1 pseudogene is annotated in these 350 nt (G+C 59.7%); it reads right to left on the bottom strand.

The features are described from left to right. Window positions 1-350, bottom strand: a pseudogene (gene hslU / locus JYB63_RS22685) (HslU--HslV peptidase ATPase subunit); the annotation flags it as partial.

Raw genomic sequence — 350 nt, 5'->3', positions numbered from 1 at the left:
ATCTTCAGCTTGCGCGGTTTTTGCTTTTGGCCGCCGAGGTTCTGGAACATCGACTGCAGCTGGTTGGTCATCTCTTCCATGCCCGGAGGCGCCATGATTTCCACGCCCATCGGCGCGGCGGCCAGATCGATTTCGATCTCTTTGTCATCCAGCTGGCCTTCGCGCAGTTTCTTGCGGAATGCCTGGCGGGCGGCGGACGGTTCCTGGCCTTCTTCCGGCTGGCCCCAGTTGTTTTTGGCCGGCGGGATCAGCACGTCGAGAATGCGCTCTTCGGCCAACTCTTCGGCACGGGTGCGATTTTTCTCGATCGACTGCATGCGCACCATTTTGATGGCGGCATCGGTCAGATC

The organism is Aliamphritea spongicola (assembly GCF_017051665.1).
Lineage (GTDB): Bacteria > Pseudomonadota > Gammaproteobacteria > Pseudomonadales > Balneatricaceae > Amphritea > Amphritea spongicola.
This window is presented reverse-complemented; position numbering and strand designations above follow the sequence as displayed.